Origin of the sequence: Arthrobacter tumbae (assembly GCF_016907495.1) — a bacterium.
Taxonomy (GTDB): domain Bacteria; phylum Actinomycetota; class Actinomycetes; order Actinomycetales; family Micrococcaceae; genus Arthrobacter_D; species Arthrobacter_D tumbae.
Window position 1 is genome coordinate 2056939 of record NZ_JAFBCC010000001.1, and the last position, 26646, is coordinate 2083584.

Consider the following 26646-nt stretch of genomic DNA (forward strand, 5'->3'; position numbering starts at 1 on the left):
CGTTCATCTCGACTCTAAACCCAGCCCCATTAGGCGGCGGCTGCTTCTCCCGACAGGTGAGTCAAAGCGATAGCGGTCTCGGCCGGTTAACGCATCCGGAATGGATCACGCATCGATCGTCGGGGTTTCGCTGATCACGAGGGCTTGCTGGTGCCGGTATAGGGTGGCGCGACTCCAGCCAACTAGTCGTGCGGCTTCTTCTGCGGTTCGCCCCTTGGCTCGTGCGTCAGCTGCGATGGCTAGCTTGTCGGCGACCACCTTTGAATCTGAAAGCGGACGCCCGAATCGGGTGCCGTTCTGCTTGGCAGCTGCGATGCCGGCGTTGACCCGTTCGGTGATGAGCTCCCGCTCATACTCCGCGAGGGTGGCAAGCATATTCAACATCAGACGACCGGTCGAGGTTGCCGGGTCTATCCCGTCCGAGAGGGACCGGATGAGGATTCCTCGTTCACGGAGCATGTTGACCGTGTTCAGGACGTCGATGAGTGATCGACCGAGTCTGTCGACGCGCCACACAATGATGGTGTCTCCTTCATCGGCGTATTCAAGGAGCTTCTTCATCCCGGGCCGCTCGATCGTAGCCCTGGTGCCTGAGGTGACATCGGAGAAGATGTCACGCTTATGCACGCCGGCCGCAATGAGTGCGTCGAGTTGCAGCTGCGCGTCTTGGGTTGATGTGCTGACGCGGGTGTAACCGAGATGCCTCACACCGTCATTCTGACTCAGAAACCCCGATCACCGGCGCATGTGAGACGAAATGCGGTGAGATGGGTTTCCGAGACGCGGACTGCCCTGTATTTCCGGCGCGCGTGAAGCTCGACCCGGACCTCGACGGTGTGTCTTGAAAAGCTGTAGTTTTTCGAGACACCATTTCGGTCGGTAGCGGGTCGGCCCGGCCCTGTTCGTCTAACCTTTCGGACGATTGGTCAGTGAAGGGTTATAGCGTTGAGCGATGAAGCAGAGCCGCGGTGTAGTAGAGGGGTCAGGTAGATATCGGAGGATTGGCGAAGGAGATCCGGTTCTGATCCTCAGCAACCCTCAGGCGAATCCGGAATGGTGGGCGTCGCAGGTTGTGGAACTACTAGTAGAGGCGGGCTTTGAAGCCATCACGTTCATACACGAGGGCTCGGCTTACGACCCTCCGTCTGTAGTACATGACGTTAAGCGAGTGATCGATCATCTGGGGTTGAAAGATGTTCGTCTTCTTGGGTGGTCACAGGGCGCAGCGATCGCACAGGAAGTAGCCCTTGCATACCCGGGCACTATCCGATCAGCAGCCCTGATCGCCACCTATGGTCGGCAAAACTGCATGGACCAAGTGCTGCAGGAGGCTTGGGATGTGTTATCCGTCGGGGGGCAGGAACTGGACCCTGTGCGACTTGCAATGGGACTCCTGACAAGTCACCCGGCGCATCTTCTTGGTTCCGATGCTTTCGTTAGTCCCCTCATAGGAGCTCGAGCGGAATGGGCATCAACGGGCGCCACCTCGATCGAGGCGCGAAAGCGATCAGCTGCCTTCATCCGGGCATACCAAGAGCGTTTAGAGCCGCTCAGCAGGACGGCCGTTCCTTGCCTGGTCATCGGATTCGAGCAGGACACTGACACTTTCGAAGTGCGGGCGCAGGAGGTGGCAGACGCAATCCCAGAAAGTCGATATATCGGGTTCCCTGGCGCAGGTCACCTTGAACCCGTCATCCACACCACGGAAGTCATGGAGCCCATCATCCAGTTCTTCCGCGAATCCCCACAGTGTGTGTGATCCCGAGCTAATGAGTATCCCGGTAGAAAGTCCCGCAACGACACCTCACTCAGCTCCGAAAGATAAAGTCTCACCATGGCCGTTCTGACTGCCCCTACCATTGGCTGGCACGTTGCCTGGCTCGAAGCACACGCCGAATGGGGCCCGGGGGTGCACGAAGATGGCTTCGGGCTGCTACCAGGCGACGATGTAAAATCCCAAGCCGGCTTTGCTGCCTGGGTAGGACGGCTCACCGACGATCAGCAATGCACATACTGGTGGATTGTCGAGAGCGACAAGGTTCTTGGCGGGATCGCACTGCGGCACGAGTCCCACCCGCTTGTATCGCAGTCCGGCCACCTCGGTTATGGAATTCGCCTGTCAGCGCGCGGCAAAGGGGTGGCAACCTGGGCAGTAGCTCGTGTAGTCGAGGAAGCGCACAAGCTGGGAATAGATGAAGTATTAGCAGTATGCCAGTCATACAACACAGCATCTGCGAAGACCATCGAGCGCCAGGGCGGCATCCTTGATAAGACCTCACAAGAGAGCGCAGTCCTGCGCTACTGGATCGGAACCAGCCCGCCGCGCGTGTAGCCTCATATCTCCTGATCAGTCGGGTGCTCCTTCACCGAACGTTCGTGCTTAGTCGAATCTGATGAAGGCCCGAACGGATCCTCTTTGGAACTCTTCCGTCTGGGTGTAGCCGAGCGCTTCATAGAACGCTTTTTGTTTTGGTTCATCGTCGGTAATTAGAACTTTCTGGCGCACATGCGGGTACTGTTTGAGCGCTCGTTCAGCAAGAGCCCGTCCTATACCTCTTCTATGGTGCGACGGCCGGACCAAAATGTCTTGGAGGTAGCAGATCGAAGCACTATCGGAAATGACGCGCGCTAGTCCGACCAGCCTCTTGCCATCATGAGCGGCAACGAGTGTGGAGGATCCTTGCAGTGCTCGTACTAGATTGTCTGGGTCCTTCGTGTAGGCCAGCCATTCCACTCACCGTATAGCTCAAGCACTTCGCTGAGTGGCAGGTCTTCGGCCTTCACTACTTCAATTGTGGTCATGCTTGATTCAAACACCGAGCTTGAGCCATTGGGAGTGGCGAAGATGGTGCCGATCGGTCATCCGCTCGCGTGACAACGGAACCGCCAATCGAAGCTGCGATTAACCGCCATTCCTAGCTAACAGTCACAGGGACACGCCGACGATAGCCGTCTCGTTTCGCGTGTCCGTATGGTTCGCCTCAGCATCCACGTTCAGGTGCCGCAGTTTGCCCTGACGCAATGGGCCGTTCTCTGGGGTTATCGCAGTATGGTCCCTATATTTTTGACTCCGTTCGGGTGGACAGGCTCCGTCCAGCCAACGTCAGCCGTACGCAACGACGTCCCGGTTTTGTGTGCAAAAACCGATCGAGTTAGTTCCAGTGTTCAAGGTACGAATCGACAGTGGGGGCATCCTTGGCGAGAGCCGTTCTCCATTCCAGGAGTTTGTCGATCTGCAGGCGACCGAGAATCACTACGGGATGCACGCCAACCTGCTGGGCAGCTGTTTGAATCCAGCCCTTCCGTATGACGCGAGGTGGCTTGGGAAGGCCGCCAGGTATCTGCCATTCCCCTGCCTGTCGATCAGCTTCTTGCTCCTGAGGCTCGTCGGCTTGGCCTACACCTTCATCGATGAACAACTGGTCGGTAGAGACATGCCCGAGGATTATATGCGCCACTTCGTGCAGCAGGGTGAATAGGACCCCGTCTAGGCGTTTGCCGCGGCCGGACAGAGCAATGACGGGCTGTTCGGGGTCGTCGTCGAGTAAGAAAGAAGCTCCGTTTAGTTTGCTTCCGGGAAAGGCTTCGATGTAGACGAGGCGTACCCCGACGGCGGCGAACCGCTCAGGCAGGCCTTGGAATTGTTCAGGTTCGGCGACAATTCGAGACAGCTCGGAGGCCAGTTGCTCAAGTTTGTTTTTGTCGTATTTGGCGGCCTTTACTCGCTGGGCTTTCTGGCGCGCACAGGCCAGCCATGCCTTCTGCGTCGGTGTTGGTCCTTCGTCTCTGTTTGATCGACGAGCGGCCGCTAGAAACTTCGGGTCCTCATCGAGGCTCTGGATTTGGAACAGCTCTAGAATTTGAGCTTCCTGCTCGGCCACTGTGTCGCCTGTTATCAAGCCGCGTTTGCGCAATAACGTAACCGGAGCCAGCTTGTTCATCCGAGCACGTTGGCGTACGCCTTCTAGTTCTTGGCGGCTCTCGGTGCTCTGCGATTGGCTCCATAAGAGATACGCGTTTTGCAGGTTCAGCCAGTACTCAGGAGGTGTATCGAGAGCAGCGCCGATCTGCGCCGCTGACTCTCTGGTGATTTCCTTTTTACCGGCGACTATTTCTGAAACGAACTGCGCCGGGCGTCCGAGGATCTGAGCGAAGTCCGTCTGTGACCAATGGCGGGTTTGGAGTTCCTCGGCAAGGAATTCTCCTGGAGGAAACGCTTCAGCGAGCTGCCGTGCCATGAGTGTCACTCCTCTGCTGGTGGTCGGCGGATTCGGTTCCTATGATGATCAGCCGCTTGTCGTTCTCGGGATCGAATCTGAATATGAGTATGTACTGCATCTGGATCCGTATTGAATAGGTGCTCGCAGGGCCGTCCCGCAGCTTATAGACGTGAAGAGCTTTGAGTCCGCACAGGTTCTGTTCGCTTACAAGGGCGCTTAGCTGCTGAATGCGTTGCCGATAGGCCCTTGTGATGCTTGCGGGCCATCGCGGGGTGTTATGGGTCGACTCGTAGGCAAGGAGTTCAAGGTCCTCGTCCTCGTAGTCAACCTGCATCCTGTAGACCCGCTTTCACCCTTGGTGTGAATAGAGCCTACCGGAGAGTGTAATTGTGCATAACAACAGGATACGCGTTTCTCGTACAATATCTTCACCGCATCTCTGAATTCTTACACGACATCTTCATCCTTGCGCTGAAGTTGGATGTCGAGTAGGTTGGTCGTGTGCCCTCAGGGCACAGAAAAGCGGACCCGCGCCAAACGGGCCCGCTTTACAACTCGAGGTAAGAACCGCAAGTTCCCATGCTTAGTGGTGCTAGCGATTCTAACGGAGACACCAGTTGCCGCAAGGGCGACCCTCCTAATCTCGGTCAAGTGTTCTTAAGGAGGACACCCATGACTACGCTTCCCATAACAACTGACCTGGTCGTTCATAACCAGGGAATTAACATCGACATTGAGTCGATCGCCCCTGTCAGGGGATTCGATGCTGAGGCATACGACGTTGCGAACATGACAATCACCGCCACCGTCGAATCTCCGGCTGAGGCGACCTATCGACTGGTCCTCGCTGCGGACATCGAGGCGGGCACATCTGCCATCGCTCGGGTCGTCTCGGGCACCAAAGAGAACTTCAAGAATCCGGCAGAGTTCAAGCGCATCGCGAAAAAGGACGCGGAAATCATCCGCCCGATCCTCGCCAAGGCCGGAATCGCGCTGGATCCATCGACCGATGAAAAGAAGCAGCTCGAGGAACACGCCGCACACTACAAGGTGGCGGACCTGAAGATCCCGGCTGGCCGGCAGGTACTGAGGATCCACGCCAGCCAGGTCCTGCTGCCTGTGGATGGGGACCCGCGGAAGTACCGCTTCGTCATGTACGCGCCTCAGTTGAGTCTGGCTCCCGTCGGCAACGTCCGGCTCGGGGCCACCGTCATCTTCCCGCTGGACTTCAATGGCACGATCGATACCCCTCTCGTGGAAGCCATGCCCAACCAGCCGACCGCAAATGTGGTAGCGGGCGGCGAGACACCCGTGCTCGTAGGAGCTCAGAAGGCCTATGGATGGGCCTTCCAGGCTGACCCCAAAATTACCTTCACCTACGCCTATACCGCTTAGGCTGGAGGAAGACGGGCACCGGTCCCGCCGGAAAGCCGTCCTCAGCGCAGCTGGGGGCGGCTTTCCGGCGCTTCACTCGGACCGTTGCAGTAGCTACGATCCGAGTGCCCGCCGTTCCGGGCTTCAATGAGGCCAAGTCATGTCTTCGCAACATAGGCCCATGACAAGACGGGATTCGGGCGGCAAACCCACTCAGGCCCATTATTCGCCTGACTACATCCATCGATTGCAGGTCGGCGCTCAACAACCACTCCATCCCGCCCGCCTGTCTGTCCAGAGGGAAAGACATAATGGATCAGAATTTTCTTGTTCCGCTGATCTTGCTGCTTGGGCTTATTTGGTTTCTTGCCGCAGCAACGGTTCTCGGTGGCGTAATCGAACTAGCTTTCTTCCGGACACAAGACACTGGGCAAGCTGCCAAGCATCGCAAGCAGTATGTCAACAACGTCATGAAAGTGGTTCTCACTTCCGGCGCAGCCGCGATCGTGACAGTCCTTCTCCTGAAGCCAGACATGAAAGAAGTCTGGCCGGAATTTTCTATCTACTCTCCGCTGGTTTCGCTTGTCGCTGTAGCCATTGCTGCGCTCATCACCTACAGATTGGAACTGGCAAGCGAGGCGCCCGCCACCGTGTACGACCTTCAAATCGATCTGCGAAAGTCCTGGCAGGAGGAAGAGACGTTGAGCAGGCATTGCCTGGCACTCCACAACAGATGGCTGAAAGACTTCAAGGTAACCGATGGAGGCCGATCAATGATGTCATCCAAACGGCCCCTCCACTCACGTTTTCAGGCAGCCATCGATCTATCCCTAAACGGCAACTACCGGGATACAACGTTCCGACGCCTGGCGCTGCTCACAAGCCCGCGGATGGTGCAGGCCATGTCCATAGGACACCCCTGGAAAACGCTCTGGCTACTAACGCCTGCAGTAGCAGCCCTCCTGAGCGTAGCGTGCCTGACGACGATCCAGGTGATGGAGCATCTGTCTGCCACATTTGGCGTGATGCTCCTTGGCGTAGCGTCTGTCGTCCTTGGACTCGTATTCAGTACCTTCAACATCTGGACAAGATCAACTGTTGGGCTGCGGAAATACTGCGACCTCAAACGTCGCGAGGAACTGTGCGCCTTGATGCTCAAGAAACTCAAAGTTCTCGCGGCTCCCGCGAAGGCTGTACACGGGCAGCCACAACAAACTCCTGCTGGTTCGCTGCGCCGCCTTATTAGAGCCGTGTTGTGATCGGACGGCCGACCAGTCCCGACTCATATACCGGGTGCTAGAGGAGAGCCGTGCCTGCGATAAGTGCGAATTTACCCTACCTAGTAGCCTGAACTGCTCAGCCCTTATTTCCTCCGTCAGGGGCAGCGCTCGGTGCGGGATGACTCATCGGGATCTGACGAAATCATTACACGGCCGCCCCAGCCGGCCCGGTGCAGTCCGCAGGACAGGCTCGATAGCCGCCCACAACTCATCTGAAATCATATTCGCACGAACCATCTACCCAGCTTCGAAAAACAGCAACCCAGATATTTAGCAGAACGCCATAGTTGTCGCTCACGGTCGCTGTCAGCTGAGGATTATGCGTTTGGCGGGTTTACCTTCCGCTGGTTGACATCGAGATGCTCAGGAAAGACCTTCCACGAACGAATAGGTGAAGCGAGTATGGGAAGCGCGGCCGCACCCGCGACGCACGCCCATATCCAAAGAGTGGGAACCAATCCTAGCCAAACTGCAAGCGCTCCACCGGCCAAGCTAGCTATCGGCATGATTCCTAGAGTGAATAGGCGAATGCAAGATGAGACTCTTCCTAGCATTGCGGTCTCCGTTAGCCGCGGGATGATGCCAGATCCAGCAACGACGATCACCGCTGTAAGAAAAGACCAGCCTGCAGTTGAGAGCCCTACCCAGATTACGGGTGAGCCCGGTAGTGAACCGGCGAGCGGGATGAATGCGACGACCACGATTGATAAGAGACTCGCGGACACCCTGCACGCACCGATACCGAGAAATCGGACGATCGGCATGGCTGCTAGGGATCCGAGGAGGGCGCCCACCGCCCCCAAGACTCCTAGAGAGGCGAACATCGCAGGGGAAATCAGAAGTATGTTCAATGCGAATACTACTTTGGCACTCGCGCCCAGCATCGTAGATGCGTTGATCAACATGTTCGATGTAAACAACGGTCTCAGCTCACGATGGTTAAGTGTGAATGCCAAACCCTCCCTAGCCGATTCCCAGAAGTTGACCTTCTTCCCGCTTCCTGTCTGGACAGATTCAGGTAGGTGCACACTGTTCAGCAGAAACGCCGAAGACAGGTATGCGAGTGCTGACAACAACAGGACGAACGGTGCCGCGATCGTTCGCAACAGCAGCCCCGCGATCCCTGGGGCAGCGACGGAGATCGTATTTTTAGCCGTGAGTAGACGAGCAGTAGCCTCGTCGAGTTGGTTGGCGCCCACCACCATTGGAAGCGCGGTGGAATCGGCGGTTGTGAAGAAAACATCCGCGACACTTATGACGGCAGCGACTACCAAAAGATGCCAAATCGATAGCGTATCGGTGGCGAACGCGACGGGTATTGTCAGTAGAACCGTGGCGCGGAGGATGTCCGCACCGATTAGTATCCGCCGTTTGCGCATGCGGTCGACCCAAACCCCGACCGGAATCCCGAGCAGTAGGAACGCGCTCAAGCTGAGTGCCGTAAGAATGCTCACTTGAAATGCTCCTGCACCAAGTGCGGAGACTGCGATGATCGGCAGAAGCGTACGCAACAAATCATCAGCCGCGCTCTCAAACGCATTCGCTAACCACAGGCACCTGAAATTGGGCTGACGCAAGACAGGCTTTAACTGGCGGACGCTAGCGTCCTCTGGGTGCGACGGTTGGCTGATACTCTTGATCGTCCTACGTAAGGGCATACCTGACACTCTGTCAGGTTCAGCCTTACAGCGTCAACCCGGCGGGCGAACACTCTGGAGGGCCCCATTGACAACTACGAGTGAGAAGGTCGAGCCGTCCTTCTGTGATTTCTGCGCTTCACCAAAGTCGGATGGCAAACGTTTGATCGCTGGTCCCGGTATAGCAATTTGTGAGTCATGTATATCGGCAGCTTCGGACCTACTCGGTAAGAGCAGTGGCATTTCCGCAAATGCGCAGATTGAGCCCCGCTGGGAAGTAATGAACGACGAAGAGCTCCTTTCACATCTGCCTGAGATTGCAGCAGTCGCTGATCGCGTCGAAGAGCGTTTACAACAATGGGTAGGTGCGGCGAGGTCCCGTGGACTCTCTTGGGCGCGCATCGGGTCCTCACTCGACATCTCCAGACAGTCAGCCTGGGAACGGTTCTCCGGACGTTGATGACTGCGGTTCTCCTAGCGCCCCACCTTCGTGAAAGATCAGCTCACCTCGCTGCTCCGAGTGCCGCACCAACTGAATCCTCGTTCTGCCCCGATATTTCTCGCAGCACCTCCGACGTGTGCTCACCTAACCTAGGGGGCCTCCGGCGGACAGATCCCGGAGTCCGTGAGAGCTTGGCAACCACGCCCGGGACATTTACTGCGTCCTCACCTTCACCTACACGACGCAGCATTCCGCGTTCAATCAGAAGTGGGTGCTGGACCGCTTCTTTGAGGGTTTGTACCACGCCATGGGGCACTCCCTCGCGGTCAAGAGCATCAGAAACGGATTGGGCGTCCAGACTGAGCGTCCACACGTTAATCTCGTGTTCGAGTTCATCGACCCGCGCCCATCGTTGAGCGACCGATGCGAAGCGACCATCCCCGAGATGCGCCGGGGAGCCCATTGCTTGAGTAAGTGCAAGAAATAGACGGTCTGATCCGGCGTCGATGTAGATTCGCCGGCTGTCCCCCGTCGCAAACAAGTTACCTGGGGGAGCTGTTGCATCGCGATTTCCCGTTAGTTCGGTGTACGGCTTTCCGTTAATCGCTGACGTGAGCGGATGACCGATAACCGACAACATCGAGTCGAACAGAGATATGTCAACATGTTGCCCGAGCCCTGTGCGGTCTCGCTCGAATAGGGCAGTTACTGCCGCGAAAGCAGCTTGCAGTCCGGTGGCATGGTCTGCGACATAGGTGCCGCTCATCAGCGGACCAGACGAGTGATTACCATTCAAACTCATAGCGCCAGACAGGGCCTCTGCCACACTATTGAAGAGGGGGCGGTGGCTCCACTCGCCCTCCTGGCCGTACCCAGATATCGAAACAACGATAAGAGCTGGGTTAATTGCCGCAAGCGCTTCGTCGTCGAGACCCATGGCCGTCAACGTACCGGGGCGATAGTTCTGAACAAGGACGTCTGCCCAAGCGATCAATTTCTTCAGATGATCAACGCTGTTGGCATCCCTGGTATCTAGCGTGATGCTTCTCTTGTTGCGGTTGTAGTGAAGGAAATAAGTGCTCTCATTAGCCACTTTCGGTTCAAAATGGCGCGTGTCTTCCCCCATCGGGTTCTCTACTTTTACAACATCCGCTCCCATGTCAGCTAGGAGCATTGAGCAAAAGGGGCCCGCGATCCATCGACTTAGGTCAACTACCCTGATGTCGTCTAGTGCGCCTCGTGATTCACCGGGTTCGGTCATAGTGTTGGGCTCCGTTCTCTATCAGGGGGACCGCGCGAAGAATCCCGGTCAGGTTTGCTTTCTGGCAAAAGGAGGGGTCATCCGAACTAGAAGTACTCAATCTGTGGATCATGGGCGAACAGTATGTCGCCATCGGGCGCGAGAGAGTTTACGTACAAGTGGCGGACGCTAACCACGTCGAGCACCCCGAATGTCGGTAGGTCAGCGAGACTTTGCTGCCTTGCCCTAGTCACACCAACTTGGGTCACCAAGCTGGCGAGAAGGTCACTCCGAGCATCTGCAGAAGAGCCTTTCAATTCAAGAATCTGCCAATCAGGATCGCCGTCCGTGCGGCATGCCGAGAGGACAGCGTGAGCCGATCCACCTTGCCCGAGTTCTGCGATGAAATACTTGTACCGTCCCGACTCGCTGTAGTCGTTGAACATGCGGAACCAATCGTGATTTTGGCGGGATAGATGCCAGGTGTCACGGTTACGGTACTGATGAAGGTTGGGTAGGGCGATGTCATGTTCCAGCTCGTATAGCCTGAGATATCTTCTTGCAACGCTATGGTCGGTGGGAAGCACGCTGTCGAGCACGACGTCACAGAAAGACCCGGCAGGCCGGAAACCAGCGTGAACGTCGAGGGTTCGATTCTCCGGCCAACCGACAACCGCGACAAGGCCGCTTCGCTGACACGCCAGATTTGACATCTTGAGAAGCTCCAATCCGATTCCCCTCCTCCTGTGCGACTTCGCGACCGCGAAACCGGACTGGGCAGCAACTGGCACGTCACCGGCTGAGGTAATCGCGACGGCTTCGCGACACAGCACGACGCCCACCATGACGTCTCCGTCGAAAGCGACGACAGAATTGCCAAATGAGCAACCTTGCTGCTGAAGGTCCCAAGCCAGCTCACTGGGGTGCCCACCTAAGTTGACGGCGGAGAATTCCCATGCCTGTCGATGTAGGTTGTCTGATAGCGGTTCAAAAGTTATAGATCCCATAACGCTCGCGGCCTTACTTCTCAACCCGCGTTGAGAAGGAACTCGCCGCATAGAGGGGGCCACCAGAGAAGCGCTTAGCATTCGTGATTCTCAAATTAGGAATCTGGTGCCTAATTTGCTCATAAACGGCTTCCGCTACTGCATAGACTATTCCCTGCCCGATGCACCTTTCGACCCCCGCGCCGAAAGGAATGAAGGACGGAGGATTGCGATCGGCTGTAATCCATCGCGATGGCATCCAACGCTCAGGATCTTCCCAATATCGCGTGTCTCGATGAATAAGGTAGGTACAAATAGCAATCGAATTTACATCGGCACTTAGGAATGGAAGGAGAGCGTCCGGTGCCGCGGATCTATTAGCTATCTCACGAACGATCAGCCAGGCCGGTGGTGCTGATCTCAAAGTCTCATTCAATATGGATCGCGTCGAGTTTTCGATCGCGCTGTCAGGGTGCAAAGCCGAATAGTGCACCATGCTCGTTAGGAGACTGGCCACGGAGGCGCTCCCACCCTGGGCCATTCGTGCCGCTGCCAAGACAGTGTCGGATTCCTCAAGCCCTCTAGGTGAGGCGCCGATTCTTGCGAAGCGATTTCTCGCCGACCGAACCAGCCGCAGAGTTCTTCCGACCAAGCTGTGCTCTCGCGAAACTTTTCTCCTCGCGACATTTTCAACATCCCGTCCAACGCTTGCGGCCAGAGACGGAAGCATGATCGCATCGAGCACGAGTTTCCTTGCATCCGCAGGCCAGTTCATCGACTGTTGTAATCGAATATGGGCGCCTTCTGAAGTCATGCGACAACTCTTGGTGAAGCTGACTAGATTTGAGTGGATGGCTTTGAAATCACTGGTCCGAGCACCAGGCGGGAAAATCGCGGGCGAGCGATGCAAGAAATTTTCCTGCGTAAGACACGCTAGCGCGAGTGCTCCATCAGTTAGGACGAGATGTTCACGGTCGTGAATGAATGCCGATTCGCCTAGCCCGGATCGTCTACATAGATCATCGAACAACGACATACTTCCCCCAAAATTAAGGATCGGCTTAGCGGGAAAAGTAGTCGCGCTAAGCCGATCCTTCTTCAAATTACTCTACGACGTATTTATCCCAGCGTGAGTTCGCAATGCTGGACTTCTTGCTGAAAATTCCACGAATGATGCGCATCTTTCCCCCTTTCAGTGCTCGATGCAAACAAGTTATCAGTTCGAAGTAGATACAACAAATGCTCTGATCGCGCAGGTTTACTTGCCACTATCATTTGCGCTTTACCGAATCAAGAGCAGGTGCTCCTTTCCATGTCAATCCATTGTTATCTATGGACAATCGACTTATGGTGACATATATTGTTGTGCTCCCCTCGTCGCATACGGTTTTTATTCGAAGACGGGCACCCGCGCTGATCAGCCGACGGATCCTATGAGCGGATGTTCGCTGCGGTGGAGGAAAACACCAACGCACATGACATGGAACGGGAGTCGCTGCTTTCGGTTGATTCCACCAGCGTTCGGGCTCATCAGCACGCCGCCGGCGAGCACACCGCCGTACCAGTGGTCACCGGTTGGAAGGTGCTCGGCTTCAAGCTCCGCAATAGTTATGGCTCATCTGCACCCAGTGGACCCATGACCGATGGGCAGAGGGCCGAGCGGAAAACTCTGATCGCGAACAACAAACTGATGCAGTCAGCGACGACCGTCCGCCGAGAGTTCGTGAAGGACTTGCTGGCGAACAAGCAGGCGCTGAAGGGCTGGCAGTACTTCACCGCCATAACTTCGCAAGTGTGGCGTTGAGTACACCCATACGCAACAGGTCTCTACCACCGGATAGTGCGTTGCATTGAAGCCGATTTCTGACTCTTGCAGATCTAAGCGAAGATCTGGACTTGACGCATCAAACGGCAGCGGTTAATGCGCGTAGGCCGGCTGGCTGGGAGGACATCTCGGGGATCATGGTTGGGAGCTGCGTTTATGCCGGGCAATGGGCTTAGATACTCAGGGCCTGTTCCCAAGCGGCATGGTTTTGTTGCACGTAGGCGGAGGCATCTCGCCAGTGCTCGCCGTGTCCGTCTACGTACATGGAGGCCCACGGTTGGAATCCTGTTCGGTGGGATTCTTCCAGTAAGTCGTACATGGCTTGTGTCCGCTGGCTCATAGCGTCAGGGAGAGCTCTGCGTAATTCGATGTCCGCGCCGTAGCCGTCAACGAATGCTTTTAGGTTCACTGCGGCTTCCTCTACTGGCTGCCCTTCAAACATAGAGCTAAATGATTGTGCGGCGTACGCCAAGTCCCACAGTCGTGTACTTGGGCCGGCTCCGTCCCAATCAATGAAGACCCACCGTTCCCCGACGATGAGGTTCCACGGCGCGAGGTCGTTATGGCACATCAAATTCGGAGCTTCAGCGGGTAAGGGTAGGTTCCAGTCATCTCTCTGGGGGAGTGGAAACGTTTCGCTTGCGTCGTGGATCTGTCGGACCATTCGACCAATGCGGAACAGGGCATCAGTGCTGAGGGGCAGATGGTTCAATGCGAGATCACCGGCAACGTATTCGACCACGTGTCGATTGTCGGAGTCCCGCCCCAAAGGTTTTGGCGCAACTACTCCAGCACCGCGAAGTGACTGTAAATAGCTCTGGACTACCGCGGATTTTCGCTGCCAGGGTTTCCGCACTGTCTTTCCCACGCGAACAACACTGTCCGAGGTATTGCCGCCGGTTAGCTGTTCTTCGTCATTCACTCCGCGAAGCCTACTGGGACAGCCGCAAACGATGGTCAGTGATGGTCCAGTGCTCAGTGTGTGAGCGCTTCTTCGTCTGTTAGTTGATCGTTTTCTACGTTTGCGGTTCGAAACTTTGAAAACAGCAGTACCAAGGCTGAGAGCAACATGATCGCGGCGGCGACCCAGAGGGCGATGGAGGAGTTCGTGAAAGTAGCGATTGCTCCACCTAGGGGTGCGCCCAGGACAATCATCCCTCGGTTTATCGAGCGCCTGGTGGCGCTCATTCGTGCCATTAGTTTGTCTGGCGTAACAGCCTGCCAGTACCCCATTTCCAGCGGCCCTGCGACACCCATAGACAGCCAGAAAAGGAACTGCCCTCCTGCCGCGACTGCGAACGCCGCCCAAAGCGCCACAGGCCACTCGGCAGGTGAACCATACGCTTGATCATCGAGAGGACCGTTAGCCACAGCTACAGCGACCAGAGGAGAGAGGGCAATCAGCGCCAGCGCTACAGGCTGAATCAATTGCGTTATGACGATTGTCTTGCCAGTACCCCACCACTCTCCGATGCGTATAGAAATGAGAGCTCCGACTACTGAGCCAATTCCTGCACCACTAAGAACCAGGCCCAGTCCTAGCGCACCAAGCCTCAGATCATTTAGAACAAGTGCCGGAAGGACCGCGCCCATCATTGCGGAACCGATGAACCATACATGGCTGGACAAGGCCAAAGGTCTCAGTCGGGAGTGACCGTAGATCCAGCCCAAGCCCTCACCAATCTTGCGGCTTATGGAACCGTCCGTGCGTACGGGTGGCTTGTTCGTCGCCGCGTGTTTCAGGGAGAGCAGGACGGCCCCGGAAAGGAAGTGGGTTATCGCTCCCAAGAGTAGGGCGAAGGGCGCAGTCACCACTGCGACGAGGCCACCGGCCACGGCGCTCCCTGTGGTTTGAGCGACGGTGTCGCTTTGCTGGAGCCGGGCATTGGCTCGCGTGAGCAGGGGCCGGGGAACCAGTTGCGGCAAAAAGGACTGGTAGGCGGCGTCGCTCATTAGCGCCAGCGCCCCAAAAATGAATATCAGGATCATCACCGTAGGGACGTTGAGGAAACCCAAGGCACCTAGCAAGCACAAGAGGGCCAGTACCAATCCGCGACCGAAGTCACCGGCTATGAGGACTGTGCGGCGGCGGAAACGATCGACCCAGATTCCCGCGAGTAACCCAAAGAGCAGGTACGGCGCCCATCGTGCAGCGTTGACCAATCCTTGGTCCAAAGCGGTGCCGTCTAGGGATACCAGGACAAGAACTGAGAGCGCCACTGTGGTGATGTAGGTGCCGAAGTCTGACACGGTTGAGGCGGTCCAAAATCGGACAAAAGCTGAGTTCTTACGCAGTTTCATTGGCTTGTTTGAGTGTCAACCGCCGCCTGCCCGGGGCTGATCCCCGTCCCCCTCTCAACCGAGCGTGCAGCTCACGTCCTACCGGTCGTCGTCTCCACATAGAGTACCCAGTCCCAGATTCCTGGCTCGTCTCTATGCGTTAAGACGGGTCCTGACACTGCGAGAGGTATGGACTCAGAAGGTGGCTCACGGGGTAAGCGAGTGGTTGAAGTGGTCGCTCGGCCAGAAAGGCAGCTCGCTCAATAACGATCGTTCCAGCGATTCAGTTGCACTCGAATGGGACTATGGGGGCTATACGCGTGGCGGGTTCGTTGGGATCCAGTAGCGGAGGACTGTGCTCTCTTGTGGGGTTTCCTCAAGGACGCCGCCCTGGCGATCGATGGTCCTCGCTGATGCTGTGTTGTGGGACCGGCATACTGCTAGGACCTGTTCCATCCCCAGCATGTGCGCTTCCTCGACTACGCGAGCTACTGCCCAAGTTGCCAGCCCTTGGCCGCGTGCTGACGGGCGTATCCCATAACCGATGTGGCCAGCCTGCGACACAAGCGGGTGGGACTCGTGCCGCAGTGCGATCCCGCCAAGGACCTTGTCACCGTTGACAATCCACCAGTACGTGCATTGCTTATCGTCGCTAAGCCGTCCTACCCACGAAGCGAAGCCGGCTTGGGATCCAACTTCGTCGCAAGGCAGCAACCCGAAGCCATCTTCATGTACGCCCGGACCCCATTCGGCGTGTGCTTCAAGCCAGGCAGTGCCAGCCAGTGTCAGGGGCAGTCAGAACGGCCATAGTGAGATTTTCTCTATGGATAGCAGCCGTGGAACCTCCACGAGCGGTCGAGGGCTAGTCATCCAGTTGTGGGGGAGAGGAATTCGAGCCGGTTTCCGTTGTTGTCCCATAGGTAGAACCGGCGCATTCCGGGGAAGTTGTCGTCCCATTCAGGAGTGTGCCCGTGGGCGTGCACGCGTTGTGCCAGCGCGTCGATGTCGTGAACGAAGATCCCCGGGTGGGCCTTCTTCTGTGGCCGGAAGTCCACTTCAACGCCGAGATGAATCTCCAGATTGTCAGCACGGACCCACAGTCCACCCCGGGCCGCTAACACTGGCGGCTTTTGCACCTCTGTGAGGCCCAGAACGCCAACATAGAACTGCCGGCACGCGTCCTCACCGCCCACCGGCAACGCCAGCTGGACGTGATGGATTCCTAGCCCGAAACCCGTTGCACGAGGCTCGGATACATACGGATCAACGACCTTTGACACCGAATTCCCCCTAACCAGAATCCACGTTATCCATTCAACTTACCGCCTTGAACAAGCACATCCCGGTGTCGATGGTGGTGACTCGACATAGGTAGGCAAGCGACCCGACCTTCGAATCAATGGTGAAAACCGGCTGTACTTGGCTGCCGTCCGTCGCCACGCAGTCGAGAGGACCCGGATAGCTAGTAGTCTCTCTTCATGTTTGAGAACGGTAGCCCGGTTAGTACTTCGCCTTCGGCGATGGGGGGTGGGAGGCATCCTGCTCGGCTAATTTTTTCGGCGGCGGGGCGTTCCTGGCGGGGCGCGCATCGGGGCAATAACGAGGACTCGTACTTGTTTTCGTCCTCTGCTGCTGCCGTTGCCGACGGCGTTGGGGGACACGCTGGCGGTGAGGTGGCCTCGGCAATGGTGATACAGAACCTCGCCGCAGTCATCCAATCGATGCGTGGTCGCGCGTTGAGCGATGACTATGCCCGTGAATCCATTGCGACCGCGAACTACGGTGTCTTCCGCCGGGTACAACACGACGAGTCACTGAGTGGGATGTCAACAACCCTGACGGCGTTATTTTGCGCTGAGGAAGACCTCATACTCGCGCATATCGGCGACTCGCGGGCGTACCTGCTACGCGACGGCGATTTCTCTCAGGTCTCCCGCGATGACTCCTTCATACAAGAGCTCATTGATGCGCAGAAGCTTACCCCCGCCGATTCCGCGAGACACCCCATGCGATCGGTAGTTTTGAAGGTGCTCACCGGCCGAAATGACAGCCCAAATTCATCTGTCACGCTCTCACGCCATCAACCATGCGAAGGAGACCGGTGGCTTTTAGCCAGCGACGGTCTGACCGATTACGTGCCGGATGAACTAGTGAAAGAAACCGTTGCCGCCGGCCTCGATCCGCAGGCCACTGTGGACGCACTGATCGCCCTCTCCGAGCAGTGCGACAGCCGCGACAACATCACGGCCGTCATCTGCGATCTGGTGCAGGGCCCCTCAAGAGCTGAAGTTGCAGTGGGCGGGGCAGCGCTGGAGATTTATGGTCAGCTCCCGGCTCCGGGCACTCGTTACTGAACCTTGAGCAGAGGCGCAACAGATCACTGAAGACTGCTGAATCGCTCTGATTTCTGACCTGCCGATGATCAGTGTGGTGCTCGATTGAGGTGGCTTGTGTCGTTGAGGTTGACGATGTGGCGATCGTGGGAGAAGTCGTCTTCTCTGAGCCGGGTTATTCCTCCGGGCGTGGTGGAGAACATCGCATACCCTGCGTGATCTATGGGTACCTGGATCCAGGCGGTGAGGAGGTAGGTGAGGGTTCCGCCGTGGGTAACGATGACTGAGTGGTCAGTCTCAGCCTGCTGCACACGATCGAGTGCCCGGTAGACGCGGGTAGCCCACTCACGACGGGTTTCCGTTCCAGGAGTGCCAGGGTGATGGTCCATTCGCTGAGCATCAGTGGAAGGTGCCAGAAAGACTGTGCTCCCGGGTGTAGTTCCCTCAGCTTCGCCGTAGGATCGCTCTCGCAAATCCTCATCTATGATGGCCTCGACACCGAGCGCCCGCGCGATCGGTGCTGCGGTCTGTCGGGCGCGACGAAGGTCGGACGTTGCAAGATGCACCGTGGGCCGCTCGGGCAGGAGCTCCACCAGACGTTGGGCGATTCGTTCTGCATCTCGGGTTCCCTGCGCCGTGAGTGAGGAGTCGTACCAGCCGCCGACTACGTTCTCGGTGATGTGCGTGGCCTCGGGATGAGTAACGATGTAGATCTCGCGCATATATGGACCATAACGGGCGAACTGTTTCGATGGACTTAGGCGACAGCCTCGTTGATAGCGGCGTGAAGGTGCATGTCGTGCCACCCGTCGTCGTGCCTCATGGCGCTCCGCTTGGTCCCCTCTTGCGCGAAACCTGATTTGTCGGCGACGCGGCAGGAAGCCTGATTGCGGACTGAGTGGGTGAGTTGGAGGCGTTTGAGGCCGACAATATCGAACGCCCATCTTCTCAGCGCTGTGACCGCTAGTGGCGCCACGCCGTTACCCCGCGCCGAGGGTAGGACCCAGTAGCCGAGTTCCGCGTCGCCTTCGAAGAGGTTGACCAGGCTTAGCGACACGCGCCCGACCACTTTTCGTTCGCTTTTGCACACGGCCCAGTTTGCGCCGGTCTCTTTCTGCCATCGGGCCGGCCAGCGGTGGATCCATTCCAGGGCTTCGGTTTCGGTCTCGATCACCCGCCGGTTGAAGCGGGCGATCTCCGGATCGGTGTATGCCTCGATCACCGTTGCAACGTCTGCATCAGCCCAGGGGCGAAGGAGCAGACCGTCGACGGCTAGGGTCGGCTGTTCCGTCTGGTTCAGGGTTCGTGGTGGTAGGTAAGGGCCAAGTGTGGGCATGCGGGTTCCTCACGTTTCGTACTGCCATGTCGTTTCGGGCGGTAGGTCTGGGGTTGGCCAGGAAGGGTCGGGCTGGAACTGCTCGTAGCCGGCGTTGAACGGGTAATCCCGCGCCTGGAAGGCTGCGATGGCTTGCTCGGCTGCGCGGTGAATCCGCTCATGCAGGGAATCATTGATCACGCAGGCTTCCCGGGCGGCAGCCAGTTCGTCTTTGTCCTTGTATTTGTATTGGGTGCCGGAGGCGACGACGTCGAGGATCAGGTCGGTACTCTCGATGCCGTTCGCTGTTCGGAGGTAGGGCTGCTCGATGTTGATGTAGTAGGTGTCTCGTACCCCGGTTTGTGTTTCGAAGAACCACACGGAGTACATGGTGTCCGGTTGAAAGACAGCGAGAATGCCGGAACCTGACCAGGTGCGGACGGCCTGGGCTCGTGGGGAGGTGAACCTGGCAGCCCCGTCGATTGTGCGGATGTCGGCACCGCCCTCAAGGACGTGGTGCAGCATCCGGGTTCCTGGTGCGAGCCACACCACGAGGTTCTCCTCGCCGTCGTCCACCACGGTCACCGGCCGACAATCAATCAGATCCGGGAAATCAGGGTCCTTGTAGGACCACATAATGACCTCCCCGCGTTTCCAGCGGGGAGAACGGGGAGGGTGGTGAACAAGCCACTTCTCCTCGAGGAGCTCCTCCTGTATGGATGATCATGTCCGCTGGTCACAGGTGCTCCGATGTGATCGTGGGTCTGGCCGCGTTTATAGCCGGTGAACGAGTAATTCATCCGCCGGCTTGAACCCGGCCCGCTTATAGAAGTCTATTGAGTCGGTAGTGGTCGACAAGGTGATGCGGGCAACGCCGATAGAACGCGCGTACGAGATTGTCGCCCGAAGTAAGGAGCTACCTATGCCCTCGTTCCTGTTACCGGGCAGGACGAACGCGTTGCTGAGATACACCCAGCAAGAGGCTTCCTGGCCTGGTTTAGGCATCCGCTGGAACACTTGCAGATTCACCATGCCAATGAGTCCACCTTCGTCCTCGGCAACGAATATGGTCCGAGGATTGCTGTGCAACCACTGCTTAAAGGACTCAAGGAATCGCAGCTCAGGTGACACACGGTGCTGTGCGTTACTGGCCCACGTAGCACGAAGCGCAGCAACACCATACAAGTCATCTTCACGGTAGCGACGGGTAATTGCCATCCGGCCACGCTAGCGCGGTTCGCCGGGCTGGTCCTTCGAAATAGGATGTGTCGCTGAGATGAGCCAGCCGCCGTTGAACGGCGTGCCATAGGCTGAACGACATGGAGAACAGGACAGCAACGGTCTACCGAAACTTCGCCGAGGTCGAAGCTCGGGGAGTGTCTCCCATCTTTTTCGACTGGGCGACGTCGATCGCCGATGATGAGGAGATCCTCGGCCTGATAGGAACATTGCCTCCTCAAAAGCGCCAGCCCAACCTCGTCTTCGCTGCCGCGCGCCTTCGGGGTGCCCCAGTGGCCAGCTACGCAGATTTCAGGTCCTGGTTCCTGTCGCACTGGCAACAGGTCGAGCCTGTGGTGCTCGAACGGTCCACCCAGACCAACGAAGCTGGCCGTTGCGCGGTGCTATTGCCCGTTTTGAGTCAGCTTCAGGGTCCCCTTGCGCTCATTGAAGCAGGCGCTGCAGCGGGCCTGTGTCTTTACCCAGATAAGTACAGTTACCGCTACGACACCGGTAATGACGTCATCTCACTTGACCCCGTTGAAGGTCCGAGCGCGGTGGAGCTGCCTTGCCGAATCGATGCTGAGAGCGTTCCGGAGAGGTTGCCTGAGGTCGTGTCGCGAACCGGAGTCGACTTGAACCCACTGGATGTCAGCGATCCTTCCGAGTCCGAGTGGCTCGAAACGCTGGTCTGGCCCGAGCACGACGCCCGACGGGCTCGGCTGCGTTCTGCTGCCATGATTACTGCAGCAGAACCCCCGGCGCTCCGGCGTGGAGACCTGATCGACGCTATCCCGGAACTGGTCCGCGCTGCCCCGCACGGTGCGAGAGTAGCCGTGTTCCACAGCGCTGTGCTCGTCTACCTCCAACCAGAACGGCGTGCCCAGTTCGTCGAGCTTATGCATTCGATGCCTGACGTGACCTGGATCAGCAATGAGGGCGAGCATGTGTTGCCTGAAATCGCCGAGCAGATCACCGTGCCGATCAACGGGCGCACCATACTCTCGATGAATGGTCGCGCCCAGGCGCTCGTGGGTCCTCACGGGCAAAGCTATGAGCGGCTCTAACTTGTTGGAGCCTCGCATGTGTACGGCGATGCGTTGGTGAAAACATCTTCCGTGCTGTGGCGCTCAAGGTTCGGCGGATTCTATGTGATGCGCGAAACAGTCGCGGATGTCGATCGCCATCTTGGCCGGCACTTGGACAGCGGGTTCTGATCTAAGACCGCCAGCTGATGAAGGGCTGAGGCGATTCTTCGGTGAGCCGTCTGCGGAGCTCGCTGAGGGCCAGATTGGTGCGTGAATTCGCTCCTGCGTTTCTGAGGAGGGCCTGGACGTGCACGGCGACGGTTCGCGGGCTTATCTTTAGCTGATGAGCGATGGCGTTATTGGATAGCCCTTCGACGAGTAGGTCGAGTACTTGCTGCTGTGCAGGTGTCGTAGGCGGCGCATCAAGGAATCTAGTGGCCAGGGGGGTGAATGAATCTGCGATGCGGCCAGGCCAGAGCCGGAGATACTCACGTCCCTTGCGCAGTTCAATCGCCGCAGCGCTATAGCGGTCGTTGCGGATGGCAGCTCTCGCCGCAGCCAAGTGAAATCGGGCGCGGTCAGGAGCGCTGAGCAGGGCAAACTCAATGCCATCCCAGTCTTGTCGCGGAGCGGTGCTATCGCTGTGGTCAGCGAGGATTACTGATGCGAACGCTGAACGGTGCCTAGATGCGTGCTCATGAAAACTTACCTTGCGTAGGAAGTCCGAAAGCCGGTCTATGTCTGCGCCGGCGTCGAGAGCTATCTGGGCTGTCTCCCAGGCCCGGTCAGGGCGGGAGGCGTGGCCACGCTTATCGACGCAGTTCTCGTACGAGGTGAGGGCTGCGTATATGTTCCCTGAACCGGCTGCGGTGGCTATAACTCCCGCTTGATACGCATACAGCCGGACCCATGGAAGGCCAACGGCGATGCTAGCGGTCCGTGCTTCCTGCCCGAATGTGATGGCATCCGCGAGGTTCGCTCGTTCCCAAGCCAAGCGGGCGGCCTTCGCCAACAGAGTGACCCTTTCATTGCGCTGGTATCCGACGCGGAGCGATTCCGTGACTGAAACCCATGCCCGCTCCCAGGCGCCGAGCTGCCGAGCAAGGTCGACGGCTTGGCGATTGACTGGTTGCAGGTCGGCTCCTGGTAGCCCGGCTTCTGCAATAGCTGATCGTGCCTGTTCGACCCAGATCCATGCCTGAACTTGAGTTTCTGGGGAGTGAAAATCTACTCCGGTGTACAGGGGTTTCAGCCGTTGTATGAGTGCGTTGTTAATTGCCCTGCCAGCAATCTCACCTGAACCGGGTAAATCGGCTCCCGAACGTAGGCACTTGTCCCTGACGCTGTCCAAGGTCCCAAGCATTGCCTCTCGCGTTTCGGGTGTTGGCGCGAGGTTGAGTGCTTCAGTCGCGTACGTAACGAGCGAATCTAGGTGTGCTGCGCGACCGAACGCGCTTAACGGCTCAATGGAATCGGCTAGGGCTATCGCGGCTTGGCTGGCAAGTAGTGCCTTCGATGGTTCTTCTGCTCGAAGGAATAAGCGAGCGGAGGCGGCGATGACCTCAAGTCTTAATTCCTCATCGGTGACAGACACACCTCTGCTTCCGCTGATGGGGCTGGAACGCGTCGGCATGACGAGCTTTCGAGCTGCTTGCAGCGCCTGCCGCGCTCCGAGTCCGTCCCCGTCTACCCACAACTGCGAAGATAAAAAGCACAGCCGTCGTACCTCTTGCGCACTGCTCATCTAGTCATTATTGACTAGATGAGCAGTTGATCCCCGCTCGTACTGTGATTCGTATGAGGGAACAACCACCCGGAACCCGTACACTTCCCAGCGCGCATGCCTCCGCAGAGCCCGATCTTGGATCGGGAATAAACGTGTCCGGGTTGAATCGTGTTTACCGGACTGGCTCGAAACGTCGTCCAGCGGAAGTCACCGCGCTGCGAGGTCTCGATCTCCGTATCGCTCCAGGGGAAGTCCACGGTTTGCTGGGTCCCAATGGGGCGGGAAAGACGACGCTGTGCAAGATCCTGTCCACGATCCTCCTTCCCAGTGCTGGTACGGCTACCATCTTCGGGCATGACGTCGTTCAAGACGCCGATGTCGTGCGACGACTTATAGGGCTTGTTCTGGGTGGAGACAAGGGGCTGTACGGCAAACTCAACGCTGTTCAAAACCTAAAGTTCTGGGCCGCTATGTACGGAATTGGGCGCAAGGAGACAGCTACCGTCATTCAAGAGATTGTGGAGCGCGTCGGACTGGAAGACGCGGTAGGTCCGGTTGACCGCTTCAGCCGGGGCATGAAACAACGCTTGCATCTAGCCAGGGGACTTATGCCGGCACCAAGAGTACTGCTGCTGGATGAACCGACAATCGGCATGGACCCAGTCTCCGCTGTTGCTTTCAGGTCCCTTATTGAGGATGTGCGGGCCAGTGGAACGACTGTTCTGATCACCACCCACGATATGGCAGAAGCTGAAGCGGTCTGCGACCGTGTCTCCCTGATCGACAAGGGCGCTCTCATCGCCACGGAAACTCCCGCCGGATTGGGACAGCTGATCAGCCGCTTTGAGCGTCTCGACGTGCATTCCCTCACTGACACTGAGGCTGCAGAGCTCAGGATCCGTTACTTAGCTGATCCCAGTATCGCCTCGGCCACCGTTTTGCCTGGCGGGCAGCTGCGGATTGAAACGAAGGCAGCAGGAACTCTCGCTCCTCTCATCAACGATCTGGTGCAGCGCGGGCATACGAGCATTCAAGTAGGAACCCCTTCGCTCGGAGAGGTCTACGTTCATCTCATTGGTGATAGAGGAATGAAACTGTGATGCGCGTGTTCCTCGCGGGTGCCGTGCTGCAGAGCCGAATGCTGCTTCGACGGCCCTTCGATATGATCATTTTCTTCACACTCCCTCTGCAGACCGCGGGCTTCCTTTCGATCTTTCGGTATGCGGGACGATCAGATCTGGATGTGTACGCGTTGATGGCACCAGCCCTCATCGCGCTGTGGCAGATGGCTCTATCGATTTCCGGGGAGATCATTGTGACCGAACGGAACAACCAGTCGCTGGAATCTTTCATCGCTGCCCCCGGGTCCATCGCTGCGCTACTAATCGGCCGGATTAGCGCAGTGACCCTTATCAGCATGTTCGGGTTTATCGAATCAGTCTTCACCGGGTGGCTGTTCTTCGACGTGACCATCAGCATCGCCGCACCAGGCGTATTCGTGGTCTCAATGTTCACGGCGGCCAGTGCCACGACAGCTACAGCAATATTGATGTCGGTCGTCTTCATCCGGACCCGCTCGCCGCGCATCTTCCAGAACTCTCTGAGCTACCCCTTTTATCTGCTTGGCGGCGTTCTGGCCCCCGTAGCGTTGTATCCAGTATGGATACAACCTCTATCGTCGCTTGTCTTCCTCTCTTGGTCCGCTGACCTTCTGCGCGATGCCGCCAGTCACGCGATCGTTCCGAATTGGGAGTTGAGAAACCTCATCGTGCTCGCGCTAGGTGTCATCACATTTCTAGTCGGGCGAATCATGCTTCACGCAACACTCCTCAAGGCCCGTAGGGAGGGGAAGGTTGGTGTCGTCTGATCGAAGTGTCCACGTCCGGCGCACTATCACTGCCGACAACCAGAGCGCGCCCAGCAGCGCCAGAATATTCCGGCTAGCCATCCGTTCCGGGATCCAGGATTTCAGGCAGAACTACACAGTCAAGTCGTGGACGTTCGGGTGGCTCATGCGCGTTCTCGTCGAGGTACTATTCTTCGCACTCATCGGTGTGCTGCTGCAAGACCGAGAAACGATGCTCTTCCTCGCCGTGGGGAGAGGATTATTCCTCGGCGTCCAGGAAATCATGTGGACCATTCAATCGTCTGCATGGGAACGGAACGAAGGGACACTTCCGCTTCTCGTCAGCGCCCCCGGCAAGGTATGGCCTGTTTTCGCCGGTAGAAGCACACAGTGGTTTCCCTCAGCATTGACCACTTCGTTGATTGCGCTGTTCGTCCTCGCTCCAGTCCTGGGAGTCCGATACGCCGGGCTGCAACCGGTCGTCGTCGTCATCGTGGGTCTCGTCATTTCAGTGGCCGGCACCTACGCCCTCGCTCTTGCGTGTGCATCGCTGGTCCTCCGTGCGCCCCAATACCGTAACCTCGCGAGCAACCTGGTCCACGCCGTGATGGCACTCATTTGCGGCGTTCATGTACCTGTCGAATTTTGGCCTACGCCCATCCAATGGTTCGCCCAGACCTTTCCAATCACCCACGGGCTCGGCGCAGTGAGGACCGCCCTCGACAGTCCAGTCGGAAGTGCGATTCAGGTCGCGGTTCCCGGCCTGCTTGCGGCTATAGCAGTATCTCTCGCTTGGTTCGGACTAAGCGTCCTTTTGCTCGAGCGGTTTGCCTCATCCGCAAGACGTAACGGATCCATCGATTTTGATGATTGAAGTAGCTCCCTCGCATCTCGGGCGCTTCCGCGGCGACATGGCTTCGCGACCCCCACAGAATGGGTTTTGGCGAGCATCTTGACCTCAGCCAGTGAACCGGCGAGCCCATACCCTTACCTCGGAGGTCTCGTACCCCAAAGTTTCGTAACGTCCAAGAGCGTGTTGCGTTGGGGTAGACCCATACGCACCAGGCGGTACCAGCGAGTTTCGCGATGCGTTAGGGCCGACTTCCGGTCTTTGCAACGGATGTGTGCAGAGGTCTAGGTATCAGGTACCAGGCGGCTGCGGAGGCGTCATCGTTCCCTGGGAAGCTTGGTGATCCATTGCTGTGCGTCGAGGTTGGCGATTCGCCGGTACAGGGTGGCTCTGGACATGCCGAGGTCGCGGGCGACGTGGGAGGCGGGTTGGCCTTGTTCGATGAGTCGGCGGGCGTTGGCGATTTGGCTGTCGCTGAAGATAGGTCGTCGTCCGCCGAGGTCGAGGCCGGCGGTGCGGCGTTTGGTGTTGGAGTCGTTGACGCGTTCGCGTTTGATCTCGAGTTCCATCTGCGCGAGGGCGGCCATGACGGTGAAGACCATGGATCCCATCGGTGTCCCTGTATCGACGTTCCCGCCGCCGAGGTTCAGGACTCGCAGGTTCACCTTTTGAGCTCGGAGCTCATCGGCGAGGGCGAGCATGTTGGAAGTGGAGCGGCCGAGGCGGTCGAGGGTGGTGACGATCAGGGTGTCACCTTCGTGCAGTGCGTCGAGGGCTTTGTCGAACTGGGGGCGCCGCGCATGGGCACCGCTGACGCCGTGGTCGATGTACAGGTCATCGCGGCGGACGCCGGCGGCGAGTAGATCGGCGACTTGCCGGTCGGTGTCCTGGACGCGAGTTGATACCCGCGCGTACCCGATGAGCTTGCCCATGCGGCTCCTCTATGTCGATTGGTCCCATAATTGTCTCGCAACCTACTTCTCAGTCACGAGGGAAAGCTCCCACTTAGGAGACAGGGTAGCAAGACATAGGGCGAGTAGTAGTGG

29 protein-coding genes are annotated in these 26646 nt (G+C 57.8%); 11 read left to right on the forward strand and 18 right to left on the reverse strand.

Annotated features, from left to right (window positions below; translation table 11 throughout):
* Nucleotides 1-105: 105 nt before the first annotated feature.
* A complete protein-coding gene (locus JOD47_RS09990; RefSeq protein ID WP_204533965.1) occupies nucleotides 106-708 on the reverse strand; it encodes a recombinase family protein in 603 nt (200 codons plus the stop codon).
* A gap of 244 nt (nucleotides 709-952) precedes the next feature.
* Here JOD47_RS09990 and JOD47_RS09995 point away from each other — a divergent pair, with 244 nt between their 5' ends.
* Both JOD47_RS09995 and JOD47_RS10000 read left to right on the forward strand, forming a co-directional pair.
* Nucleotides 953-1759, forward strand: a complete 807-nt coding sequence (locus JOD47_RS09995; protein WP_204533966.1) for an alpha/beta fold hydrolase — start codon at nucleotides 953-955, stop codon at nucleotides 1757-1759.
* Nucleotides 1760-1834: 75 nt separating this feature from the next.
* Nucleotides 1835-2332 (forward strand): GNAT family N-acetyltransferase, encoded by a 498-nt coding sequence (locus JOD47_RS10000; RefSeq protein WP_204533967.1) that lies wholly within the window; start codon nucleotides 1835-1837, stop codon nucleotides 2330-2332.
* A gap of 48 nt (nucleotides 2333-2380) precedes the next feature.
* Here the strand turns inward: JOD47_RS10000 and JOD47_RS10005 are convergent, their stop codons facing one another.
* The 3 genes from JOD47_RS10005 to JOD47_RS10015 all read right to left on the reverse strand — a co-directional run bounded on the left by JOD47_RS10005 (nucleotide 2381) and on the right by JOD47_RS10015 (nucleotide 4554).
* Entirely contained in the window at nucleotides 2381-2734 is a 354-nt protein-coding gene (locus tag JOD47_RS10005) for a GNAT family N-acetyltransferase (RefSeq protein ID WP_307836255.1), read from the reverse strand.
* A 418-nt stretch (nucleotides 2735-3152) separates the two neighbouring features.
* Nucleotides 3153-4238: a HigA family addiction module antitoxin gene (locus JOD47_RS10010; protein WP_204533968.1), complete on the reverse strand. Its 1086-nt coding sequence runs from the start codon at nucleotides 4236-4238 to the stop codon at nucleotides 3153-3155.
* Nucleotides 4219-4554 carry a type II toxin-antitoxin system RelE/ParE family toxin gene (locus tag JOD47_RS10015; RefSeq protein WP_204533969.1) on the reverse strand — a complete coding sequence of 112 codons (336 nt, stop codon included), beginning with the start codon at nucleotides 4552-4554 and terminating at the stop codon, nucleotides 4219-4221. The genes JOD47_RS10010 and JOD47_RS10015 overlap by 20 nt, the downstream gene beginning before the upstream one ends.
* Nucleotides 4555-4892: 338 nt before the next feature.
* Between JOD47_RS10015 and JOD47_RS10020 the strand changes: the two genes are divergently transcribed.
* Both JOD47_RS10020 and JOD47_RS10025 read left to right on the forward strand, forming a co-directional pair.
* Nucleotides 4893-5615, forward strand: a complete 723-nt coding sequence (locus tag JOD47_RS10020) for a hypothetical protein (protein ID WP_204533971.1) — start codon at nucleotides 4893-4895, stop codon at nucleotides 5613-5615.
* Nucleotides 5616-5905: 290 nt separating this feature from the next.
* Nucleotides 5906-6853, forward strand: a complete 948-nt coding sequence (locus JOD47_RS10025; RefSeq protein ID WP_204533973.1) for a hypothetical protein — start codon at nucleotides 5906-5908, stop codon at nucleotides 6851-6853.
* Nucleotides 6854-7191: 338 nt separating this feature from the next.
* Here JOD47_RS10025 and JOD47_RS10030 read toward each other — a convergent pair whose 3' ends face one another.
* A complete protein-coding gene (locus JOD47_RS10030; protein WP_239548064.1) occupies nucleotides 7192-8532 on the reverse strand; it encodes an MFS transporter in 1341 nt (446 codons plus the stop codon).
* Nucleotides 8533-8599: 67 nt separating this feature from the next.
* Here JOD47_RS10030 and JOD47_RS17885 point away from each other — a divergent pair, with 67 nt between their 5' ends.
* The gene (locus JOD47_RS17885; protein ID WP_204533977.1) at nucleotides 8600-8971 is read left to right on the forward strand and encodes a ClpX C4-type zinc finger protein; all 372 of its coding nucleotides are present in this window, start codon (nucleotides 8600-8602) and stop codon (nucleotides 8969-8971) included.
* Between the two features lie 43 nt (nucleotides 8972-9014).
* On the opposite strand, the gene JOD47_RS10040 is transcribed toward JOD47_RS17885, so the two are convergent.
* The 3 genes from JOD47_RS10040 to JOD47_RS17890 all read right to left on the reverse strand — a co-directional run bounded on the left by JOD47_RS10040 (nucleotide 9015) and on the right by JOD47_RS17890 (nucleotide 12215).
* Nucleotides 9015-10214 (reverse strand): CaiB/BaiF CoA transferase family protein, encoded by a 1200-nt coding sequence (locus JOD47_RS10040; RefSeq protein WP_204533979.1) that lies wholly within the window; start codon nucleotides 10212-10214, stop codon nucleotides 9015-9017.
* A gap of 86 nt (nucleotides 10215-10300) precedes the next feature.
* Nucleotides 10301-11281 (reverse strand): GNAT family N-acetyltransferase, encoded by a 981-nt coding sequence (locus tag JOD47_RS10045; protein WP_372432800.1) that lies wholly within the window; start codon nucleotides 11279-11281, stop codon nucleotides 10301-10303.
* Nucleotides 11214-12215 (reverse strand): cytochrome P450, encoded by a 1002-nt coding sequence (locus JOD47_RS17890; protein ID WP_372432801.1) that lies wholly within the window; start codon nucleotides 12213-12215, stop codon nucleotides 11214-11216. Before JOD47_RS17890 ends, JOD47_RS10045 begins: the two co-directional genes overlap by 68 nt.
* A 405-nt stretch (nucleotides 12216-12620) precedes the next feature.
* Here JOD47_RS17890 and JOD47_RS10055 point away from each other — a divergent pair, with 405 nt between their 5' ends.
* Nucleotides 12621-12983: a hypothetical protein gene (locus JOD47_RS10055; RefSeq protein WP_372432802.1), complete on the forward strand. Its 363-nt coding sequence runs from the start codon at nucleotides 12621-12623 to the stop codon at nucleotides 12981-12983.
* A gap of 193 nt (nucleotides 12984-13176) precedes the next feature.
* On the opposite strand, the gene JOD47_RS10060 is transcribed toward JOD47_RS10055, so the two are convergent.
* From JOD47_RS10060 to JOD47_RS10075, 4 genes are all read right to left on the reverse strand, one after another.
* Entirely contained in the window at nucleotides 13177-13926 is a 750-nt protein-coding gene (locus tag JOD47_RS10060) for a phosphotransferase (protein ID WP_204533987.1), read from the reverse strand.
* 53 nt (nucleotides 13927-13979) lie between these two features.
* Nucleotides 13980-15305, reverse strand: coding sequence for an MFS transporter (locus JOD47_RS10065; protein ID WP_204533988.1), 1326 nt, complete (start codon nucleotides 15303-15305; stop codon nucleotides 13980-13982).
* Nucleotides 15306-15596: 291 nt separating this feature from the next.
* Nucleotides 15597-15998 (reverse strand): GNAT family N-acetyltransferase, encoded by a 402-nt coding sequence (locus JOD47_RS17895; protein WP_204533990.1) that lies wholly within the window; start codon nucleotides 15996-15998, stop codon nucleotides 15597-15599.
* Between the two features lie 152 nt (nucleotides 15999-16150).
* Entirely contained in the window at nucleotides 16151-16564 is a 414-nt protein-coding gene (locus JOD47_RS10075; protein ID WP_204533992.1) for a VOC family protein, read from the reverse strand.
* A 240-nt stretch (nucleotides 16565-16804) separates the two neighbouring features.
* Between JOD47_RS10075 and JOD47_RS10080 the strand changes: the two genes are divergently transcribed.
* Nucleotides 16805-17638 (forward strand): PP2C family protein-serine/threonine phosphatase, encoded by an 834-nt coding sequence (locus JOD47_RS10080; RefSeq protein WP_239548465.1) that lies wholly within the window; start codon nucleotides 16805-16807, stop codon nucleotides 17636-17638.
* 68 nt (nucleotides 17639-17706) lie between these two features.
* Here JOD47_RS10080 and JOD47_RS10085 read toward each other — a convergent pair whose 3' ends face one another.
* The 4 genes from JOD47_RS10085 to JOD47_RS10100 form a co-directional block, all read right to left on the reverse strand.
* Nucleotides 17707-18339, reverse strand: a complete 633-nt coding sequence (locus JOD47_RS10085; protein ID WP_204533996.1) for a histidine phosphatase family protein — start codon at nucleotides 18337-18339, stop codon at nucleotides 17707-17709.
* 35 nt (nucleotides 18340-18374) lie between these two features.
* Nucleotides 18375-18953 (reverse strand): GNAT family N-acetyltransferase, encoded by a 579-nt coding sequence (locus JOD47_RS10090; RefSeq protein WP_204533997.1) that lies wholly within the window; start codon nucleotides 18951-18953, stop codon nucleotides 18375-18377.
* Nucleotides 18954-18962: 9 nt separating this feature from the next.
* The gene (locus JOD47_RS10095) at nucleotides 18963-19568 is read right to left on the reverse strand and encodes a ribonuclease FAU-1 family protein (protein WP_204533998.1); all 606 of its coding nucleotides are present in this window, start codon (nucleotides 19566-19568) and stop codon (nucleotides 18963-18965) included.
* A 138-nt stretch (nucleotides 19569-19706) separates the two neighbouring features.
* A complete protein-coding gene (locus JOD47_RS10100; protein WP_204533999.1) occupies nucleotides 19707-20150 on the reverse strand; it encodes a GNAT family N-acetyltransferase in 444 nt (147 codons plus the stop codon).
* Nucleotides 20151-20251: 101 nt separating this feature from the next.
* On the opposite strand from JOD47_RS10100, the gene JOD47_RS10105 reads away from it, so the two are divergent.
* Nucleotides 20252-21217: a DUF2332 domain-containing protein gene (locus JOD47_RS10105; protein ID WP_204534000.1), complete on the forward strand. Its 966-nt coding sequence runs from the start codon at nucleotides 20252-20254 to the stop codon at nucleotides 21215-21217.
* A gap of 151 nt (nucleotides 21218-21368) precedes the next feature.
* Here JOD47_RS10105 and JOD47_RS10110 read toward each other — a convergent pair whose 3' ends face one another.
* Nucleotides 21369-22772 (reverse strand): helix-turn-helix transcriptional regulator, encoded by a 1404-nt coding sequence (locus tag JOD47_RS10110; RefSeq protein WP_204534001.1) that lies wholly within the window; start codon nucleotides 22770-22772, stop codon nucleotides 21369-21371.
* A gap of 284 nt (nucleotides 22773-23056) precedes the next feature.
* Between JOD47_RS10110 and JOD47_RS10115 the strand changes: the two genes are divergently transcribed.
* The 3 genes from JOD47_RS10115 to JOD47_RS10125 are packed head-to-tail and all read left to right on the forward strand — an operon-like array spanning nucleotide 23057 to nucleotide 25624.
* A complete protein-coding gene (locus JOD47_RS10115) occupies nucleotides 23057-24004 on the forward strand; it encodes an ABC transporter ATP-binding protein (RefSeq protein ID WP_204534002.1) in 948 nt (315 codons plus the stop codon).
* A complete protein-coding gene (locus JOD47_RS10120; RefSeq protein WP_239548468.1) occupies nucleotides 24004-24771 on the forward strand; it encodes an ABC transporter permease in 768 nt (255 codons plus the stop codon). Before JOD47_RS10115 ends, JOD47_RS10120 begins: the two co-directional genes overlap by 1 nt.
* The gene (locus tag JOD47_RS10125; RefSeq protein WP_204534006.1) at nucleotides 24761-25624 is read left to right on the forward strand and encodes an ABC transporter permease; all 864 of its coding nucleotides are present in this window, start codon (nucleotides 24761-24763) and stop codon (nucleotides 25622-25624) included. Before JOD47_RS10120 ends, JOD47_RS10125 begins: the two co-directional genes overlap by 11 nt.
* A gap of 293 nt (nucleotides 25625-25917) precedes the next feature.
* Here the strand turns inward: JOD47_RS10125 and JOD47_RS10130 are convergent, their stop codons facing one another.
* Entirely contained in the window at nucleotides 25918-26532 is a 615-nt protein-coding gene (locus tag JOD47_RS10130; RefSeq protein ID WP_204534008.1) for a recombinase family protein, read from the reverse strand.
* Nucleotides 26533-26646 lie beyond the last annotated feature (114 nt).

Coding starts and splice junctions, on each gene's coding strand:
- JOD47_RS09995 (WP_204533966.1), top strand. CDS start 953: ATGAAGCAGAGCCGCGGTGTAGTAGAGGGGTCAGGTAGATATCGGAGG.
- JOD47_RS10000 (WP_204533967.1), top strand. CDS start 1,835: ATGGCCGTTCTGACTGCCCCTACCATTGGCTGGCACGTTGCCTGGCTC.
- JOD47_RS10010 (WP_204533968.1), bottom strand. CDS start 4,238: ATGGCACGGCAGCTCGCTGAAGCGTTTCCTCCAGGAGAATTCCTTGCC.
- JOD47_RS10015 (WP_204533969.1), bottom strand. CDS start 4,554: ATGCAGGTTGACTACGAGGACGAGGACCTTGAACTCCTTGCCTACGAG.
- JOD47_RS10020 (WP_204533971.1), top strand. CDS start 4,893: ATGACTACGCTTCCCATAACAACTGACCTGGTCGTTCATAACCAGGGA.
- JOD47_RS10025 (WP_204533973.1), top strand. CDS start 5,906: ATGGATCAGAATTTTCTTGTTCCGCTGATCTTGCTGCTTGGGCTTATT.
- JOD47_RS10030 (WP_239548064.1), bottom strand. CDS start 8,532: ATGCCCTTACGTAGGACGATCAAGAGTATCAGCCAACCGTCGCACCCA.
- JOD47_RS10040 (WP_204533979.1), bottom strand. CDS start 10,214: ATGACCGAACCCGGTGAATCACGAGGCGCACTAGACGACATCAGGGTA.
- JOD47_RS10045 (WP_372432800.1), bottom strand. CDS start 11,281: ATGCTAAGCGCTTCTCTGGTGGCCCCCTCTATGCGGCGAGTTCCTTCT.
- JOD47_RS17890 (WP_372432801.1), bottom strand. CDS start 12,215: ATGTCGTTGTTCGATGATCTATGTAGACGATCCGGGCTAGGCGAATCG.
- JOD47_RS10055 (WP_372432802.1), top strand. CDS start 12,621: ATGTTCGCTGCGGTGGAGGAAAACACCAACGCACATGACATGGAACGG.
- JOD47_RS10065 (WP_204533988.1), bottom strand. CDS start 15,305: ATGAAACTGCGTAAGAACTCAGCTTTTGTCCGATTTTGGACCGCCTCA.
- JOD47_RS10080 (WP_239548465.1), top strand. CDS start 16,805: ATGGGGGGTGGGAGGCATCCTGCTCGGCTAATTTTTTCGGCGGCGGGG.
- JOD47_RS10085 (WP_204533996.1), bottom strand. CDS start 18,339: ATGCGCGAGATCTACATCGTTACTCATCCCGAGGCCACGCACATCACC.
- JOD47_RS10090 (WP_204533997.1), bottom strand. CDS start 18,953: ATGCCCACACTTGGCCCTTACCTACCACCACGAACCCTGAACCAGACG.
- JOD47_RS10095 (WP_204533998.1), bottom strand. CDS start 19,568: ATGTGGTCCTACAAGGACCCTGATTTCCCGGATCTGATTGATTGTCGG.
- JOD47_RS10100 (WP_204533999.1), bottom strand. CDS start 20,150: ATGGCAATTACCCGTCGCTACCGTGAAGATGACTTGTATGGTGTTGCT.
- JOD47_RS10105 (WP_204534000.1), top strand. CDS start 20,252: ATGGAGAACAGGACAGCAACGGTCTACCGAAACTTCGCCGAGGTCGAA.
- JOD47_RS10120 (WP_239548468.1), top strand. CDS start 24,004: ATGCGCGTGTTCCTCGCGGGTGCCGTGCTGCAGAGCCGAATGCTGCTT.
- JOD47_RS10130 (WP_204534008.1), bottom strand. CDS start 26,532: ATGGGCAAGCTCATCGGGTACGCGCGGGTATCAACTCGCGTCCAGGAC.